This is a genomic window from Corallococcus sp. RDP092CA (assembly GCF_041903675.1).
Classification (GTDB): Bacteria; Myxococcota; Myxococcia; order Myxococcales; family Myxococcaceae; genus Corallococcus.
The window spans coordinates 104,899-121,291 of sequence record NZ_JAYESI010000026.1 but is presented as its reverse complement, the minus strand read 5'-3'; the positions used below and the strand labels follow the sequence as shown (position 1 = coordinate 121,291).

Genomic DNA, 16,393 nt, shown 5'->3' with positions numbered 1-16,393 from the left:
CAGCGTGGCCTGTCGGCGGGACGCCCGGGGGGACCGGTTTGGCCGAACCGGTGCGGACCGGTTTGGCCGAACTCACCCAGACCGGGTTCGCCGAACTCCGGAGGACCTGTTACGCCGAGCTACGACACGCTAGCGACTACAGCGTCACCAGGAAGCGGGTGGCGGCGTTCACCGGGTCGTGCTCCAGCACGTCCACCCGGGCGTGCACCGCGCCCGCGTCCTGGAACGCGAACGTGAGCAGCCCCTGCGCGAAGCGGGGCGGCTCCGCGGCCAGCCACGCCTGGCCCACGAACTCCGCGCGCGGACGGATGACCAGCTCCCACGCCTCGCCCCCCGGGCGCGGCACCACCGTGGCGTCCAGGAAGGTGTGCCCCCACTGGACGTTGTGGGCCATGCGCTGGAGCATCCGCTCCGCCCCCACCACGCGCGCGAAGTCATGCAGGGACGCGCCCAGGCGGGACGCCTTCACGCTCGCGCCGTAGCGCTCGCCCAGGAGGTAGAGCGCTCGCGCCTCCCCCAGCCCCGGGTTCAGCAGGCGCGCCATGCGCTCGATGAGGCGCGGCCACAGCTGCGCCGGATACGCCGGCTTGCCTCGCGCTTCGTCCGACAGGCCCAGGAACCGCAGCGTCTCGCGCAGGCCCGGTGTCTGGGCATCCACGCAGGCGAGCATCGCTTCCACCGCCTGCTCCAACACGAGCGGCGCCGGCGCTTCCCGGGGGAGGGTCATCGCATCCATCCCCTGGCGATAACGCCCGTCCGCATTTCCACGCATCACGGCTGTGTGAAGACGTGTTTCGGCCTCGCTTCGACGGGCTCTCGCGCGTGTGTATTCAGCGGTTCATCCGCCGGAATCCCGCGGTCATCGTTCGTTCATCTGGGCGCTCTATTCCCAAGGCTCCCCCGTTGTCACCGGAGCGGACCATGGACGCGAAACGCTGGGCCCACCGAGGTGTGCTGCTCCTGCTGGCGCTGGTGGGAGGGCTGTGCGGCGGCTGCCCGGGGCCCCCGCCCTCCGACGCGCCGGACACGCGCTTCAGCACCCCCGTCTTCGAGGCCCACGCGTCCGCGGATGGCGGCTGCGACGTCAACGGCGATGGTCAAGGCGAGGCGCTCACCGTGGACACGCCAGCGCCGGTGACGGTGCGCTGCCTGGGAGACTGGGACGGCGACGGCTACGCGGACGTGGCGGTGCTGCCGCGCGACGACACGCGCGCCGTCTATCTCTTCCGCGGCGGCCCCACCCGCTCCGGAGCCCTCTCGCTCGACGCGCCGGATGCCGTGTATCTGGAGGGCGCTGAGAACACGAGCCAACCCTGAAGGGTGGCAGTGGCGGCAGGACGCTCGAACACCGTAGGAAACGCCGGCTCCAACGTGATGGGTCACCTCCGGACAAGCCCGGAAACGCCTGATGATGCACCCGGCGCAGGCCATTTCCAGAGGGCGCTCCGTCTCAGAAGCATCATGGGTGTCGGGGTTGCCCGGACTCCGAAAGTCCACCTCCCGCGCAGCGACCCTATGGGTGAACAATGGGATGCTGACCCGGCAAGTTCTGTCTGTCTGCCTCTATACGTCCTATGCCGTCGGCCAAACGTTTCGGGTCGGCAAGCAAAGGCATGGACAAGAAACTCGCAACCACCATCGGCGCATCGGCTCGGGTCGCCCGGGGTCGCATGGAGCTGACGCAGGCCGACGTGGCCGAGCGGATCGACGTGGCGACGGAAGTGTACGGTCGCCTGGAGCGAGGCGGCATGCTCCCCAGCGTCCAGACCCTGCTGAAGCTGTGCCACGAGCTGCACGTCTCCGCGGACGAGCTGCTGGGCCTGTCCGCGCAGGGCGCGCCGCCGTCGCGCGCGAGCGAGGCGCCGCCGCCCACGCCAGAGCGCCCGGAAGTCCGCCGGCTGCTGCGCAGCGTGCGCCAGCTGGACCCCGCCCAGGTGAAGCTGCTGGGCCTGGTGGCCAACGCGCTGACGCGCCGGTAGCCACTCCTCCCCCGCCTCCAGACGCCTGGGACCGCGCGCGAACCGCCTTCAGAGGTTCGCCAGGACGCGATCCAGGTCGGCGGGTCGCACCGGCTTGGTGAGGTGCACGTCGAACCCGGCCCTCAGGGCCTGCTGGCAGGCCGCCGCGTCGCCATACCCGCTGAGCGCCACCAGCCGCAGCCGCTGCCCCACGCGCGCGCAGGGAGCGGGCCACCTCGTAGCCATCCAGCCCCGGCAGGCCCAGGTCCACCAGCGCCAGCTCCGGCGCGTGCGCCAGGGCCAGCGCCACGCCCTGGACGCCGTCCTGGGCCACCGCCACCTGGTGACCCCACAGCTCCAGGAGGTCGCGCATGGACTGGCGCGCGTCCGAGCTGCTCCGCGTGGCGCAGGCGCAACAGCGAGCGCACCGTGGCGATGAGCTCCGACGGCTCGTAGGGCTGGGGGAGGTACGCGTCCGCGCCGCCCTCCAGGCCCTGCACCTTCTTGTCCGGCGTGACGAACGTGGCGGACGTGTGCATCACCGCGATGGAGGCCGTGGCCGCGTTGGCCCGGAGGCGCGCGCAGACCTCGTAGCCGCTGATGTCCGGCAGCTTCACGTCCAGGACGATGACGTCCGGGCGGTGCGCCTCCGCCATGAGGAGCGCGGCCATGCCGGTGGCGGCCTCCAGCACGCGGTAGCCGGACATCTCCAGGATGCGGTTGACCAGGTAGCGGTTGGCCTCATCGTCGTTGACGTTGAGGACCGTCGCCAGGCGGGGTTCCTCAGCCACGGGGGTTCACCTCGCGCAGCTTGCGGCTCCCGCCGAGCCCCGCCTTGGACAGCGCGTCGCGGATGCGGGTGATGGCCACCTCGCGGCTGAGCGTGTGCTTGGCGAGGATGGCGGACGTCTCGCGCGCCAGCCGCTGGCGCTCCGCCTCCTGGAGCTGGTGGGAGGTGTGCAGGATGATGGGGATGTCGCGCGTGCGAGGGTCCGCCTTCAGCTCGTCCAGCACGTCGAAGGCGGTGATGTCCGGCAGCACGAAGTCCAGGAAGATGAGGTGCGGGGCGTGCTCGCGGGCGAAGCGGACGCCCTCGCGGCCGCTGGCGGCCTCCAGCAGGTGGAAGGGCGTGTCCTTCAAGAGCTGCTTGAGCAGGTAGCGGTGCACGTCGTCGTCGTCGATGATGAGCAGCCGCTCCAGCGGCCCGGTGCGCGCCATGGCGGTCAGCTTCTTCTGCAGGCGCGCCTCGTCCACGGGCTTGAGCCAGAACTCGTCCGCGCCCAGGGCGCGCGCCTTCTGCTCGCGGTCCGTCACGGTGACGACGAGGACGGGGATGTCGCGCGTCTGCTCCCCGTTCTTCATCTCCGCGAGGAAGCTCCAGCTCGTCTCGCCCTCCAGCATCACGTCCAGCACCATGGCGGCGGGGCGCACGCGCTGCATCACCTTGCGCGCGTCCTCCACGCTGCGCACGGGCAGCACCTGGAAGCCGGAGCGCGCCAGGTACTTCTCGTAGAGGAAGAGCGTCTGGCGGTCGTCCTCCAGCACCAGCACCGGGGCGCGCGCGGGGTCCAGCGTCTCGCTGCGCCGGGTGAGCCCCGCCATCTCCGACACCTCCGGGTGGACGCGCGGCAGGGTGGCGACGAAGGTGGCGCCGCGCCCCGGCGCGCTCTGCACGGTGAGCGTGCCGCCCAGCAGCTCCGTCAGCCTGCGCGCCAGCGGCAGGCCCAGGCCGGTGCCCTTCACGCGCCGCTGGAGGTGGCTGTCCAGCTGGATGAACTCCTCGAAGACGCGCTCGTGGTGCTCCGGCGCGATGCCGATGCCCGTGTCCTTCACGGTGAACACCACCGTGTCACGCGGGCCCGGGGCCGCGGACACCGTGATGGCGCCGGACTCGGTGAACTTCACCGCGTTGGAGATGAGGTTGCGCACCACCTGGCTGAGCTTGGCCTCGTCCGTCTCCAGCTCCAGGGGCTCCGGTGGCTCCTCGAAGTCGAGCGCCACCTTCGAGTCCGGCGCCAGCAGGGGCCGCGTCATGCCGCGCAGCGCGCTCATGAGGTCGGACACGACGAAGCGGCTGTGGCGCAGCGTCGTCTTGCCGGACTCCACCTTGGACAGGTCCAGGAGGTCGTTGACCAGCTCGAAGAGGGCCTCCGCGGAGCCGCGGATGAACTGGACCTGCTTCTCCTGCTCTGGCGCGAGGCTGCCGTTGAGCGGGTTGAGCAGCACCTTGGACAGCCCGAGGATGGAGTGCAGCGGCGTGCGGAACTCGTGGCTCACGTTGGCCACCACGCGGCTCTTGATTTCGGACGCGCGCTGGAGGCTCTCCGCCTTCTCGTCCAGGGCGGCGTGCAGGCTGCGCACGCCCTGGTTGGACTCCTCCAGCTCGCGGTTGAGGCGGGACAGCTCCTCCGCGCGGCGCTTGAGCTCGTGCTGCTGGCGCTCCGTCTCGCGGTGGAGCACGGACAGCTCTCCCAGCGTGGTGCCCACCTGCGTGAGCGCGGCGCCGTAGTCCTCCGGCACCAGGCTGCCCACCAGCGCGATGCCGCCCTCGTGCGGGCGGGCGCGGAAGGCGAACGTCGTGGGCTGCTGGTGGCTCTGGAGGAGGAGCTCCCAGCCGTCCACGGCCTCGTCGCGGGCCTGCACGAGCAGCTTCTCCACCTTGCTCTCGCTGCCGGGGCTGGCCAGGTCCCTCAGCGCCTGTCCGGGCTTGACGTCCAGGAGGCGCGCCGCGCGCTCGTCGCGCCAGACGACCGTGCCTTGCGCGTCGCAGGCCAGCGCCAGCTCGCGGCTGAGGGCCTCGAAGATCGCGGGGGCGCGGTCATCCTCTTTCCTCATGAGTGCGTCTCCTCCCCTGAAACGGGGGCCCTCGCGAGCAGCGACCGTGCTTCGGGATGGTCGCCCTCCAGGGCCGCCTTCAGCGCGTCCAGGAGGTGGGAAAAGGTCAGGGGGGACAGGCCCCGCTGGGGCCAGAAGCCCGCGTACCACTGGAGATGGGCATGCCACAGGTCTTCACGCCCCAGGGCGAGCGCATCCGCGAGATAGGACAGCTGGAGCCGCACCTCTTGCTCCAGGCGGGGGCGGCTGCCGGGCGGCAGCGGGGCCTCCGTCCGTCGGACGACCGCGCTGATGAGGCCGGCGGCGTCCGCCTCCAGGGCGTGGGCGGGGCCTTCCACATGGCGCAGGGCCTGGCGCGCGGCCTGGACGTAGGCGTGCGGCAGGGAGTCCGGACCGAAGCCCTCCGCGGCGAGGGCGCGGAGGAGCCCCTCGAAGTGCTGCTCCAGGTGCAGCGAGCACATCCCGCGGGTGACGAGCAGGGTGCGCAGCCAGCGCGCGTAGTCCTCCAGGATGGCGGGGCGGGACGCGTCCAGGGCCTGGACGAGGTAGCGCACGTGGAAGCCGGCGTCCTCGTCCCCGAAGCGGCGGGCGCGCTGGGCGCCGTAGCGCGCGGCCCAGAACGGGTCCGCGTACAAGGCTTGAACGGAGGCGGAGGCGATGGAGGCGGTCCTCGCCTCCACCTGGAGGCTCACGTTCGGCATGGCGTCAGACCCCCAGGGTGCGGCAGGCGGAGGTGACCAGCTCGCGGACGCTCTTGCCGAAGAAGGACACGGCCAGCGCGTCTCCCAGGACGGGGCCCCAGTCGAAGGCGAGCCCGCCCACGGCGATGGGCAGGGACGGGGACACCGCGCGCACCTTGCGCACGGCCTCGCGGACCTGGGGCATGTGGAAGGGCATGGAGATGGAGAGGGCCAGCAGGTCCGGTGGGGCTTCGCGCACCAGGCGGGCCAGGTGCTCCGCGGGCACGTTGGCGCCGAGGAAGCGCACGTCGAAGCCGGCCATCTCCAGGAAGTCGCTGGCCATGCGCGCGCCCACCTCGTGCAGCTCGCCCTCCACGCACGCCATCATCACGACCTTGCCGTTGGGCGGATCTCGCGGCAGGTGGCGGTACAGGTGGGCCAGGACGTACTGGGAGATGGCGGTGGCCAGGTGCTCCTGCGCCACGGAGATGATGTTCTCCTGCCAGAGCCGGCCGATCTCGTACTGGGCCGCCTGGATGACCTCCAGGTGGAGCGCCTGGAGGGACACGCCGCACAGGAGCCCCTCGTCCACGAGCAGGCGCAGGGCCTCCTGGCGGTTCCCGGAGAGCTGCGCGGCCAGATACCGCGCCCGCAGCGAGTCGATGGCAGGGGTCGTTTGGCGCACGGGAGCGGTGGGGACGGGGCAGGGTAGGGACGTCCGCGCTTCCGTTAAACCCTGGGCGGCCCTCCCGCATCCGTAAACGAACAATCGCCGGTCCAGCGGAGCGCCCGGTTGCTTTTCCGCTTGCGGGTCGAGCTGCCTCCAAGGTCGGGCCCGCGGAAGCCGGAGGGGGGCGCCCGCCTGGTGGGCGGGTGTGCTCCGCGCGCTCGGGCCAGGGCCGGCGGGCGGACGTGCGGGGCTTCCTTTCCTGGCCGTGGGTGGCCGGGGTGGGGGAAACGGGGTAGTGACGCCGCTCTCGTCAAAATGCCGGTGACAGATTTCCGGGGCGCCGGTGTTCCCTGCTCCAACCGGGAGGCGCGTGCGGTGTCCGTCGATGTGGAGGCCTATTACCGACGCTACGGCCCCCAGGTGCTCCGGCGCTGTCGCTTCCTGCTGCGCGACGAGGAACAGGCCGTGGACGCCATGCATGACGTGTTCGTTCAGCTCCTGCGCTACCAGGCCGCCCTGAAGGACGCAGGGCCCTCCAGCCTGCTGCATCAGATCGCCACCCGCGTGTGCCTCAACCGCCTGCGCGGCGCGAAGCGGCGCCCCGAGGACCGCGACGACGAGCTCGTCCTGCGCATCGCCGCGTCCGGCGACACCGAGGCGCGCACCGCCGCCCGCGGCCTCCTGGACCGCCTCTTCGGCCGCGTCCCCGCGTCCAGCCGCGACATCGCCGTGCTCCACCTGGTGGACGGCATGACGCTGGAGGAGACCGCCCGCGAGGTGGGCCTGTCCGTGTCCGGAGTGCGCAAGCGCCTCCGGGCCCTGTCCGCTGTCCTGCAGGAGCTGGAGGCCGCATGACGTCCCCCCACCGCACCCCGGACTGGCTGCTGGAGCGCATCGCCCTGGGGGAGCTGCCCCCGGACGAGCTCTCCGCCGCCCGCGACCGCCTGGCCCGCGAACCCGACGGCCCCGCCCGCCTCGCCGCCCTGGAGGCCGACTCGCGCGCCACGCTGGAGGCCCTGCCCCCGGACCGCTTCGCCCGCGAGGTGAAGGCCCGCTTCGCCCGCGTCACCCCCCTCGCCGAGGCCCCCGCGTCGCGCCCTTCCTGGCGCTTCCTGCCCGCGCTGGTGCCGGTGCTCGCCGCCGCCACCTTCGTCGTCCTCGTCCGGCCGGGGGCGCCCGAGCAGCAGGAGGCGCGCGACCCGTGGGCGGCGACGGGGGCCCCCGGCGTCCTGGAGCCCACGCGCAGCAAGGGGTTGCAGCCTCGGCTCGACGTCCACCGCCAGGCCGACACCCGCTCCGAGCGCCTCACCGACGGCGCCCCGGCCCAGGCCGGTGACGTGGTGCAGCTGTCATACACCGCCGCCGGCCACGCCCACGGCGTCATCCTCTCCGTGGATGGCCGGGGCACCGTCACCCCGCACCTGCCCGCCCAGGGGGACACCTCCGCGCCCCTGGCGCGCGGCGGCACGCACGTCCTGCCCCGCGCCTACGAGCTGGACGATGCCCCCGGCTTCGAGCGCTTCTTCCTCGTCACCTCGGATCACCCCTTCGAGCTGGAGGGCGTGCTGGCCGCCGCGCGCGTCCTGGCCACCTCCCCCGAGGCGCGCACCGCGCCGCTGCCCCTGCCCGCGGGCCTGGGGCAGACGTCCTTCCTGCTGGAGAAGCCCTCCCCATGAGAGCGCTCGTCATCCTCCTGTTCGCGCTGGCCGCGGCGCCCCCCGCCCACGCCGCCGAGGCCGCCGCCGTGCGCCGGCTGGCGCTGCTCGTGGGCGTCAACGACGGCGGCCCGGAGCGCGTGCGGCTGCGCTACGCGGAGACCGACGCCAGGGCCTTCTCCACGGTGCTGTCGGAGCTGGGCGGCGTGCTGCCCCAGGACCGCGTGCTCCTCACGGACGTGGACCGCGCGGGGGTGCTCGCCGGCTTCGACCGCGTGCGCCGCATGGCGGAGGGCGTCCGCACGGCCGGGGCCCGCCGCGTGGAGGTGCTGCTGTACTACTCCGGCCACTCGGACGACGAGGGGCTGCTGCTCAAGGGGCAGCGCCTGGACTACGGCGAGCTGCGCCGCTCGCTGGAGGGGCTGCCCGCGGACGTGAGGATCGCGGTGCTGGACTCGTGCGCGTCCGGCGCGTTCGCGCGCAAGAAGGGCGGCGTCTCGCGGCCCGCGTTCCTGGTGGACTCCGCCATCCAGGTGAAGGGCCACGCCATCCTCACCTCCTCCAGCGCGGACGAGGCGTCGCAGGAGTCGGACCGGCTGGGCGGCTCGTTCTTCACCCACCACCTGCTGTCCGGCCTGCGCGGCGCCGCGGACGTCACCCACGACGGCCGCGTCACCCTCACGGAGGCCTACCAGTTCGCCTTCCACGAGACGCTCGCGCGCACCGAGCGCACGCAGGGCGGCGCGCAGCACCCCAACTACGACATCGAGCTGGCCGGCACCGGCGACCTGGTGATGACCGACCTGCGCGCCACCACCGCGGGCCTGGTCCTCACCGAGCCGCTGGAGGGCCGCCTGTACGTGCGCGACGCGGTGGGCACGCTGGTGGTGGAGGTGCAGAAGCAGCCCGGCCGCGCCACCGAGCTGGGCCTGGCCCCCGGCGCCTACCGCGCCCGGCGCGAGTGGGACGGCGGCGTGGCGGAGGCGGCCTTCACCCTGAGGGAGGGCGCGCGCACGCCGCTGGCCCCGGGGGACTTCCTGGGCGTGGGCCACGAGGCCACCGTGATGCGCGGCGGAGGCGGCGGCGTGCCCCCGTCCCCGCAGGGCCGCGTCCAGCTGCCGGTGAACCTGAGCCTCGTGCCAGCGATGAGCACCAACACGCTGCGGGCGGGCCGCGCGCAGGTGGAGAACCGCTTCGCGCTGGGCGTCGTCAACGGCGGCGCGGCGCTGGGCGGCGGGCTGGCGCTGGGCCTGGCGGGCAACGTGTACGACGCGGAGGTGTCCGGCCTGGCCATGGCGCTGGGCTTCAACACGTCCGGCGGCGACGTGGGCGGCGCGCAGCTGTCGCTCGTCACCAACGTGGCGGGCGGCGCGGTGACCGGCGCCCAGGCGTCGCTGGGGCTCAACGTGGCCAACGGGGACGTGGACGGCGTGGGGCAGCTGGCCCTGGGCGCGAACGTCGCGCGCGGCGCGCTGGGCGGCATGCAGGCGGCGCTGGGCGCCAACGTCACCACCGCGGACGCCACCGGGCTCCAGCTGTCACTGGGGGTCAACCACGCGAACGGCACGATGAAGGGCGTGCAGTTCACGCTGGGCGTCAACTCCGTGACGACGGCGGCGCGGGGCATCCAGGGGTCGGCGCTGCTCAACCGCGCGCCGTCCCTCACCGGCGTGCAGCTGGGGTTGATCAACGTGGGCGGCGACGTGTCCGGCGTGCAGCTGGGGTTGCTCAACGTCGCGGACACGGTGACCGGCGTGCAGCTGGGGCTGGTGAACGTCTCCGACGCGGTGAACGGCGTGCCGCTGGGGCTGGTCTCCTACGAGAAGGAGGGCCAGCTGCACCTGGAGGTGTTCGGCAGCGACGTGCAGCTCGCCAACCTGGCGCTGAAGTTCGGCGGCAGGCACCTCTACACGACGCTGCTCGCGGGCCTTGGCCCGGACGACCGCGTCCAGCGCTTCAGCCTGGGCCTGGGCGTGGGCGGGCACATCCCGCTGGGCTCGCGCTTCTGGGTGGACGTGGACGTCGCGGGCAGCCAGGTGCTGTCCACGCGGGAGCCGTTCTCCAGCGCGTCCAACACCCTGCTGTCGCAGGCGCGCGCCATGCTGGGCTTCCAGGTGATGCCGAGGCTGGCCGTGTTCGCCGGTCCCACCTACAACGTGGCGTTCACGTGGGGGGAGCCGGAGTTCGCGAAGCTGACCACGCTGCCGGTGCGCTCGCACGCCATCGGCACGGACACGCGCATGCAGCGCTGGCCCGGCTTCCAGATGGGCGTGCGGCTCTGAGGCCCACGCCGGGACCGCGCGGGACGCGGCCCCGGTGCGAGGGGACTCAGTCCACGACGCGGGTGGCGCGCAGGACGATGGCGTCGCCCGCGGGGCCGGCCTTGAGCCGCGTGTCCAGCGAGCCCTCCACCTTGAGGCCCCCGCTGAAGGCGCGCTTCATGAGCTCGCTGGCCTTCTCGGTGTCCCCGCCCGTGATGGCGCTCAGGTCGACCTCATGGAGGGTCTGGAGCTTCTTGTCCGGCGCGTCCGCGCTGAACAGGTCGTAGTGGTCGCAGGGCGGCGCGAAGCAGCGCTTCCCGTTGTCCTTGATGATGTAGACGGTGCTGGTGGTCATGGTGACGTCTCCGGGTGAGGGGGTGGGGGTGGCCGTGCCGGGCTCGTTGGCGGCGCCCGCGGGCGCCTCCACTTCGGTCCGCTTCAGGTCGGCGGGGGCCGCCGCGCCGGGCACATCGCCGCCGGACGGCTGCGCGGTGGGAGAGGACGGCGTGCTGCACGCCACCGGGCCGAGCGCGAGCACGGCGGACAGAATCAGGGAGCGGGCGTTCATGGCGACTCCTGAAGGAGGGCGGGGAGGCCCTCCTTCAACGCGGGAGGGGCACGGCCGGGTCCACTCTGCCCGGCCGCGCGCCCGCCTGCCAGGGTGACAGGGGCGATTTTCCTCCATGTCCCACCTGGACACCCGACCAGTCCGGATTGCCCGGCCGTAGGGCCGCGGAGCGCCGTTCGCAAGAGGGACGATGGGCGATTCCCTTCGTTGACGCTCCTGCATGCGCAGGCTACATCCGGCCCGTCAGTGCGGCCTCCGGGGCCGTGACCTGTAAGGACGCCCACGATGGAATTCCGCATCGCCGCCGACGAGCTGAAGAAGGCCCTCTACCGCGCCCAGGGCATCGTGGAGCGCAAGACGACGATGCCCATCCTCGCCAACGTGCTGCTCACGGCGAACAAGGGCAGCATCACGGTCACGGCCTTCGACCTGGACATCGGCATCGTGTCCGAGCACGCGGCGGACGTGTCCAAGCCGGGCGCCGTCACGCTGAGCGCGAAGTACGTCTTCGACATCGTCCAGAACCTCCCGGACGCGGAGGTCACGCTCAAGAAGCTGGCGAACAACTACGTCGACATCGCCTCCGGCTCCGCGCACTTCAAGATCGTCGGCATGGCCGCCGAGGAGTACCCGAAGCTGCCCAAGGAGGAGAACGCTCCGCTGGTGCAGATCTCCGGCAACGTGCTGCTGGAGATGATCAAGAAGACCCAGTTCGCCATCTCCAGCGACGAGACGCGCTACATCCTCAACGGCGTCTTCTTCGAGCCCCAGCCCAGCGGCAAGGTCCGCATGGTGGCCACGGACGGCCACCGGCTGTCGCTCATCGAGCGCGAGATGTCCGGCGACTTCAAGCTCAAGAGCGGCGTCATCATCCCGCGCAAGGGCCTGATGGAGCTCAAGCGCCTGCTGGACGAGGCCCCGGACGCGGAGTGCCACCTGGGGTTCGCGGAGAACTCGGCGCTGTTCAAGAAGCCGGGCCTCACCATGGTGATGCGCCTCATCGACGGGCAGTTCCCGGAGTACCAGCGCGTCATCCCCAAGGAGGGCGAGAAGGTCGTCCTCGTGCCCAAGGTGCGCCTGCTGGAGGGCCTCAAGCGCATCGCGCTCCTGTCCGCGGACAAGAGCAACGCCATCCGCATCGGCCTGGAGCAGGGCAAGCTGCTCATCACCGCCAGCAACCCGGACCTGGGTGAGGCACGCGACGCGCTGGACGTGGACTACAAGGGCAACGACATCACCATCGGCTTCAACGCCCGCTACCTGATGGACGTGCTGGGCGTGACGGACACGGACGAGGTCAGCTTCGAGCTGGGCGACGAGCACAGCCCGGGCGTCCTGCACGGCCCTGGCGACCGCAGCTTCACCGCCGTGGTCATGCCCATGCGCGTCTGAGCCGGCGCTGTCGTCCACCTTCCCACGTCCGCGGGGACGCCACCGTTCCACGTCCGACGCTCCGCGCCATGGGGGAGCCTGCGTCCGGCGCGTGCGCTCCCTATGATGGGGGCGTGGCCACCCGTCCAGACGACCTGAGAGCGCGGCTGGAGGACCGGGCGGACCTCCTGGAGGCCACGCGCCTGCGCTACCGCGCGCTCAAGGGCGTGCTGGAGTCCTTCTTCTGGAAGGACCGGATCCGCAACCACTTCGAGCTGCTGCGCGAGGTGGCCATCGCCCAGCCGGAGGTGGACGCGACGCTGGCCGCGCTGCGGCGCCGCGTGGAGGCGGAGGGCTGGCCGGGCAACGCCTCGCCCGTCCGGCTGATGCACGAGGTGGAGCGCCTGCGCGAGGCGGTGGAGCGCGCGGTGGAGCGGCGGCTGTCCGCCAGCGCCTCCAGGGACTCCGGCGCGGACGACGACGGCGCGCGGGAGGAGGGGCCCACGACGCTGGGCGAGCGGCTGTTGCGCCTGGAGACGGAGGCGCTGGACGCGGCGCCGCTCCTGGGAGGCCGCGTCTGGGCCCAGGCGGTGGAGCTGTTGCCGCGAAACCTGCCGGAGCTGCGCGCCGCGTGCGCCGCGGGCGAGGTGTTCGAGCGGGTGTTCAAGCGCCCCGTGGCGGAGGGGGCGCCGGCCTTCACCGACGACGAGGCGCGGGAGCTGGCCCGGGCGCTGCCGCTGGGCGCCGCCGCGCTGGTGGCGCTGTGGGAGCGGCTGGAGCGCTACGACAGCCGGGGGCGGGTGAAGGACTTCCTCCAGCGGCGCATGCGCCGGGCGCCGACGCGGGTGGCGCGCAGCGGGCCGGAGCTGCTGCTGCACGCGGCCTTCTGGCACGACGTGGCGCGGGTGCGGGTGCGCGCGGTGCTGGAGGCGGAGCTGGCGCCGGTGGTGCCGCGCGAGGCGGAGCTGTCCGCGCTCCTGTCCTGGCGGGCCGCGCTGTCGGAGGACCCCGCGCTGCGGCTGTCCGCGCGGAGCGTCTTCACGGAAGGGCGCGCGGGGTTGGTGGAGACGGCGGCGGCGCTGGCGGCCCTGTCGCGCGAGCGGCCCCGGGGCGCATGGAACGAAGAGGTCGCGTGGTCGCGGCTGGAGCAGGCCGCGCAGCGGGCGCGCGCGGAGGAGGGGCCGGAGGCGGAGGCCCTGCGGGACGCCCTGCGCCTCTTCGTGATGCTGCGGGGCCAGGCGCGCACGCCCGCGCGGCTGTTCTCGCCGGAGCACGCGAGGCCCGCGGGGGGCGACGTGGCGAAGAACCGGGACCTGGTGGCGCTGGTGCAGGCGGCGCGGCACGCGGCGCTGCGGCAGGGCGGCTGAAGACAGACACCGGCTTGGGGGCGGTGGCGGGCTTCTGTTAGGTTGGACCGGCCCGTTCTTCATTTCCTGTCGCAAGCCCCGCCCATGACCCAGCCTGTTCCTCCGCCGTCCGATGACGCGGCGCCGCTTCAGTTCGACCGCGCCGAGTTCACCGAAGCGCCCTCTGCGCCGAAGTGCTCCGTCTGCCAGCGCGCCATCAAGAGCGTGTATTACGACTTGAACACGCGCCTGCTGTGCCCCGCGTGCCGCGAAGACGTGGAGGCGGCGATGACGGGCGGTTCGAAGTTGAAGCGCGTCTTGAAGGCATCCGTGTTTGGAGTTGGCGCGGCCATCGCCGGCGCGATCGCGTACTGGGTGGTGAGCCTGTCGGGCATCAACATCGGCCTCGTCGCCATCGGGGTGGGGTGGATGGTGGGGATGGCGGTGTTCAAGGGCTCGGAGAGCCGCGGCGGCGGGGGCTACCAGGCGCTGGCGGTGGTGCTGACGTACCTGTCGGTGGCCGCGTCGCTGGCGCCGCAGGTGTACAAGGAGGTGTCGGCGGGGTTCTCCCAAGCGGAGGAGCCGGCGGCAGCGGAGCCGGTGGACGAGGACGTCCAGACAATCGCCGCGCTGTTGGGGACCGCGGTGCTGACTCCGGCGGCCCCGGTGCTCGTGGGAATCGACAGTCCCATTTCCGGACTCATCTACAGCTTCGCGCTGTTCGAGGCGTGGCGCCGCACGAAGCGGACGGAGCTCCACCTCGGCGGGCCGTACAAGTTGCAGGAGGCGTCCGCGGAGGGTGAGGCCGCGCCGGCGGAGCAGGAGCAGGCCGTTGGCTGAAGCGCTCGCGGTTTCGCTCCTCACGCAGCGGTGTGAGGGGTGTGGTTCGGAGCTCGCGCCCCGGCTGCTCACGTGTCCGTCGTGCCAGCGGCTGCTGTACGCGAAGCGGCTGGCGCAGCTGGCGGCGGACGCGCAGGCGGCGTCAGGGCGGGGCGCGCCGATGGAGGCGTTGGCGCTGTGGCGCGAGGCCCTGGAGTTGTTGCCACGGGGCACGGCGCAGCACGCGCAGGTGACGGCGCGGGTGAAGGCGTTGGGTCAGCAGGCAGATGCGCAGGGGTTGTCGGGGCCGCTGGTGGAGGCGGAGCGCAAGCGTTCGGGGATGCCGAAGGTGTTGGCCAGCATGGGCGCGGTGGGCCTGATGCTGTGGAAGTTCAAGTTCGTGCTGGCGTTGCTGTTGGGCAAGGGGAAGCTGCTGCTGCTCGGGCTCACGAAGGCGAGCACGCTGTTCTCCATGCTGTTTGCGCTGAGCTTCTACTGGACGATATGGGGCTGGAGCTTCGCGCTGGGGCTGGTGGCGTGCATCTACGTGCACGAGATGGGGCACGTGGCGGCGCTGCGGCGGCTGGGCATCAAGGCCAGCGCGCCCATGTTCATCCCGGGCTTTGGTGCGGTCGTTCGCCTGAAACAGGAGCCCGTGGATGAGCGCGAGGATGCGCGCATGGGGCTTGCGGGGCCCATCTGGGGCAGCGCGGCGGTGGTGGTGGTGCTGGTGGCGGCGGTGCTGACGGGGTGGAAGGTCCTGGGTGCCATCGCGCACTTCGCGGCATGGATGAACCTGTTCAACCTGGTGCCGGTGTGGCAGCTGGACGGCTCACGCGGGTTCCGGGCGCTGGCGCGCCCGCAGCGATGGCTGGTGGTGGCCGTGGTGGGCGCGACGTGGTTCGCCACGGGAGAGAACCTGCTGTTGATCATCGCGGGAGTGGCCGCGTTCCGGGCCCTGCTCACGCCCGCGTCGGAGAAGGGAGACCTGCGCACGCTGGTGGAGTTCAGCGCGCTGGTTGTGGGCCTGGGCGCGTTGGGCTGGGCCGCGCAGCACTGGACGGGAGTGACGGCGGCGCTGTGACCGGACCCGAGACGCTCATCCAGGTGGGCCCCTACCGGCTCCTCCGCCTGCTGGGAAGCGGAGGCATGGGGCAGGTCTTCGCGGCGCTCCACGAAGCAACCGGACAGGAGGTGGCCCTCAAGCTGCTGTCGCCCGAGTCCGCGGAGGATCCCCAGCTTGTCGCGCGCTTCCTTCAAGAAGCGCAGGCCCTGGCGCGACTGGACCATCCGGGTGTGGTGCGCGTTCTCGACAGCGGGCGGATTGGCACTACCGCGTTCCTCGCCATGGAGTTGCTCCAGGGGCAGTCCCTGCGTGAATGGATGAACAAATCCAGAGGCGACTTCCTCGGGGCCCTGGCGCTGTGCTGTCAGATCGCGAGCGTCATGGTGGACGTCCACGCACGCGGCATCGTCCATCGCGACTTGAAGCCCGAGAACATCTTCCTCTGCCCGGAGGCCACGAAGGCTCCGGGTCAGAGGGTGAAGCTCCTGGACTTTGGCATCGCCAAGCTGCCTCCCGGTGACGCGGGGCCTCTGGACCTGACCCATGTCCATACGCATGAGTCGACCCTCATTGGCACGTACGCATACATGGCGCCCGAACAGTTTCGCAGTGCCGCGTCTGTCGGGCCGCGCGCAGATGTGTACTCCCTGGGGGTGGTGCTCTTCGAACTGCTCGCGGGCCACACGCCCTTCGCCTCGACCGAGCCCATCGAACTGCTGACCGCGCATGCTAAGGAGGAACCTCCTGCCTTGAGGCAATGCGCTCCGGATGTGCCCGGGGCACTGTCCGCGTTCGTGGCCACCCTCCTCGCCAAGGAGGCGGAGGCCCGGCCCTCCATGGAGCGGTGCCAGGAGGTCCTGGCGCAATCCTGGAAACCTGAACCCGAGGACTGCCCCATCCCGGGGCTTGCACCCTTCACCGAGTCCCATGCCGCGCTCTTCTACGGACGTGACGCGGAAGTGGCGGCGCTGCTCGGGCTCCTGGAAGAAGCGCGCGTTGGGGCTCGCCGCTGGGTCCAGGTGGAAGGCCCCAGTGGTGGAGGAAAGTCCTCGTTGCTCCACGCGGGGCTCCTGCCCCGGCTGAGGACCTTGGATATCCGGCAGGGCGCCCGATGGCTCATTGCCACGGTTCGTCCGGTGAGTGTCAACGTAGATGACGCGTGAA

The 16,393-nt window shown here is 72.0% G+C and carries 15 protein-coding genes and 2 pseudogenes; 10 read left to right on the top strand and 7 right to left on the bottom strand.

Features of this window, described 5'->3' with window-relative positions:
* Positions 1 to 136 precede the first annotated feature (136 nt).
* Positions 137 to 727 (bottom strand): DUF2378 family protein, encoded by a 591-nt coding sequence (locus U8525_RS25465; RefSeq protein WP_374268916.1) that lies wholly within the window; start codon positions 725 to 727, stop codon positions 137 to 139.
* Between the two features lie 194 nt (positions 728 to 921).
* Between U8525_RS25465 and U8525_RS25460 the strand changes: the two genes are divergently transcribed.
* Both U8525_RS25460 and U8525_RS25455 read left to right on the top strand, forming a co-directional pair.
* Positions 922 to 1,317: a hypothetical protein gene (locus U8525_RS25460; RefSeq protein WP_374268914.1), complete on the top strand. Its 396-nt coding sequence runs from the start codon at positions 922 to 924 to the stop codon at positions 1,315 to 1,317.
* Between the two features lie 296 nt (positions 1,318 to 1,613).
* A complete protein-coding gene (locus U8525_RS25455) occupies positions 1,614 to 1,979 on the top strand; it encodes a helix-turn-helix transcriptional regulator (protein WP_374268912.1) in 366 nt (121 codons plus the stop codon).
* A gap of 247 nt (positions 1,980 to 2,226) precedes the next feature.
* On the opposite strand, the pseudogene U8525_RS25450 reads toward U8525_RS25455, so the two are convergent.
* The 5 genes and pseudogenes from U8525_RS25450 to U8525_RS25430 all read right to left on the bottom strand — a co-directional run.
* Positions 2,227 to 2,331 (bottom strand): annotated as a pseudogene (locus tag U8525_RS25450) (hypothetical protein); the annotation flags it as partial.
* A gap of 112 nt (positions 2,332 to 2,443) precedes the next feature.
* Positions 2,444 to 2,665 (bottom strand): annotated as a pseudogene (locus tag U8525_RS25445) (response regulator); the annotation flags it as partial.
* Positions 2,666 to 2,741: 76 nt separating this feature from the next.
* Complete coding sequence (locus U8525_RS25440) at positions 2,742 to 4,793, bottom strand: ATP-binding protein (protein WP_374268911.1); 2,052 nt, start codon at positions 4,791 to 4,793, stop codon at positions 2,742 to 2,744.
* Positions 4,790 to 5,494 (bottom strand): hypothetical protein, encoded by a 705-nt coding sequence (locus U8525_RS25435; protein WP_374268910.1) that lies wholly within the window; start codon positions 5,492 to 5,494, stop codon positions 4,790 to 4,792. Before U8525_RS25435 ends, U8525_RS25440 begins: the two co-directional genes overlap by 4 nt.
* 4 nt (positions 5,495 to 5,498) lie before the next feature.
* Positions 5,499 to 6,158, bottom strand: coding sequence for a B12-binding domain-containing protein (locus U8525_RS25430; protein ID WP_374268909.1), 660 nt, complete (start codon positions 6,156 to 6,158; stop codon positions 5,499 to 5,501).
* A 360-nt stretch (positions 6,159 to 6,518) separates the two neighbouring features.
* Between U8525_RS25430 and U8525_RS25425 the strand changes: the two genes are divergently transcribed.
* Genes U8525_RS25425 through U8525_RS25415 form a run of 3 tightly spaced genes read left to right on the top strand, consistent with a single transcriptional unit; the run spans position 6,519 to position 10,080 of the window.
* Positions 6,519 to 6,998 (top strand): RNA polymerase sigma factor, encoded by a 480-nt coding sequence (locus U8525_RS25425; protein WP_120565395.1) that lies wholly within the window; start codon positions 6,519 to 6,521, stop codon positions 6,996 to 6,998.
* Positions 6,995 to 7,819, top strand: a complete 825-nt coding sequence (locus U8525_RS25420) for an ActD-like protein (RefSeq protein WP_374268908.1) — start codon at positions 6,995 to 6,997, stop codon at positions 7,817 to 7,819. The genes U8525_RS25425 and U8525_RS25420 overlap by 4 nt, the downstream gene beginning before the upstream one ends.
* The gene (locus tag U8525_RS25415; RefSeq protein ID WP_374268907.1) at positions 7,816 to 10,080 is read left to right on the top strand and encodes a caspase domain-containing protein; all 2,265 of its coding nucleotides are present in this window, start codon (positions 7,816 to 7,818) and stop codon (positions 10,078 to 10,080) included. The genes U8525_RS25420 and U8525_RS25415 overlap by 4 nt, the downstream gene beginning before the upstream one ends.
* Positions 10,081 to 10,126: 46 nt before the next feature.
* Here the strand turns inward: U8525_RS25415 and U8525_RS25410 are convergent, their stop codons facing one another.
* A complete protein-coding gene (locus U8525_RS25410; protein WP_374268906.1) occupies positions 10,127 to 10,627 on the bottom strand; it encodes a hypothetical protein in 501 nt (166 codons plus the stop codon).
* A 285-nt stretch (positions 10,628 to 10,912) separates the two neighbouring features.
* Between U8525_RS25410 and dnaN the strand changes: the two genes are divergently transcribed.
* From dnaN to U8525_RS25385, 5 genes are all read left to right on the top strand, one after another.
* Positions 10,913 to 12,019, top strand: coding sequence for a DNA polymerase III subunit beta (dnaN, locus tag U8525_RS25405; RefSeq protein WP_374268905.1), 1,107 nt, complete (start codon positions 10,913 to 10,915; stop codon positions 12,017 to 12,019).
* 113 nt (positions 12,020 to 12,132) lie between these two features.
* Complete coding sequence (locus tag U8525_RS25400; RefSeq protein ID WP_374268904.1) at positions 12,133 to 13,365, top strand: hypothetical protein; 1,233 nt, start codon at positions 12,133 to 12,135, stop codon at positions 13,363 to 13,365.
* Between the two features lie 84 nt (positions 13,366 to 13,449).
* Positions 13,450 to 14,184, top strand: a complete 735-nt coding sequence (locus U8525_RS25395) for a hypothetical protein (RefSeq protein ID WP_374268903.1) — start codon at positions 13,450 to 13,452, stop codon at positions 14,182 to 14,184.
* The gene (locus U8525_RS25390) at positions 14,177 to 15,247 is read left to right on the top strand and encodes a site-2 protease family protein (protein ID WP_374268902.1); all 1,071 of its coding nucleotides are present in this window, start codon (positions 14,177 to 14,179) and stop codon (positions 15,245 to 15,247) included. The genes U8525_RS25395 and U8525_RS25390 overlap by 8 nt, the downstream gene beginning before the upstream one ends.
* Positions 15,244 to 16,392: a serine/threonine-protein kinase gene (locus U8525_RS25385; RefSeq protein WP_374268901.1), complete on the top strand. Its 1,149-nt coding sequence runs from the start codon at positions 15,244 to 15,246 to the stop codon at positions 16,390 to 16,392. The genes U8525_RS25390 and U8525_RS25385 overlap by 4 nt, the downstream gene beginning before the upstream one ends.
* The last annotated feature ends 1 nt before the right edge of the window (position 16,393 follow it).

Coding starts and splice junctions, on each gene's coding strand:
- U8525_RS25465 (WP_374268916.1), bottom strand. CDS start 727: ATGACCCTCCCCCGGGAAGCGCCGGCGCCGCTCGTGTTGGAGCAGGCG.
- U8525_RS25460 (WP_374268914.1), top strand. CDS start 922: ATGGACGCGAAACGCTGGGCCCACCGAGGTGTGCTGCTCCTGCTGGCG.
- U8525_RS25455 (WP_374268912.1), top strand. CDS start 1,614: ATGGACAAGAAACTCGCAACCACCATCGGCGCATCGGCTCGGGTCGCC.
- U8525_RS25440 (WP_374268911.1), bottom strand. CDS start 4,793: ATGAGGAAAGAGGATGACCGCGCCCCCGCGATCTTCGAGGCCCTCAGC.
- U8525_RS25435 (WP_374268910.1), bottom strand. CDS start 5,494: ATGCCGAACGTGAGCCTCCAGGTGGAGGCGAGGACCGCCTCCATCGCC.
- U8525_RS25420 (WP_374268908.1), top strand. CDS start 6,995: ATGACGTCCCCCCACCGCACCCCGGACTGGCTGCTGGAGCGCATCGCC.
- U8525_RS25415 (WP_374268907.1), top strand. CDS start 7,816: ATGAGAGCGCTCGTCATCCTCCTGTTCGCGCTGGCCGCGGCGCCCCCC.
- U8525_RS25410 (WP_374268906.1), bottom strand. CDS start 10,627: ATGAACGCCCGCTCCCTGATTCTGTCCGCCGTGCTCGCGCTCGGCCCG.
- dnaN (WP_374268905.1), top strand. CDS start 10,913: ATGGAATTCCGCATCGCCGCCGACGAGCTGAAGAAGGCCCTCTACCGC.
- U8525_RS25395 (WP_374268903.1), top strand. CDS start 13,450: ATGACCCAGCCTGTTCCTCCGCCGTCCGATGACGCGGCGCCGCTTCAG.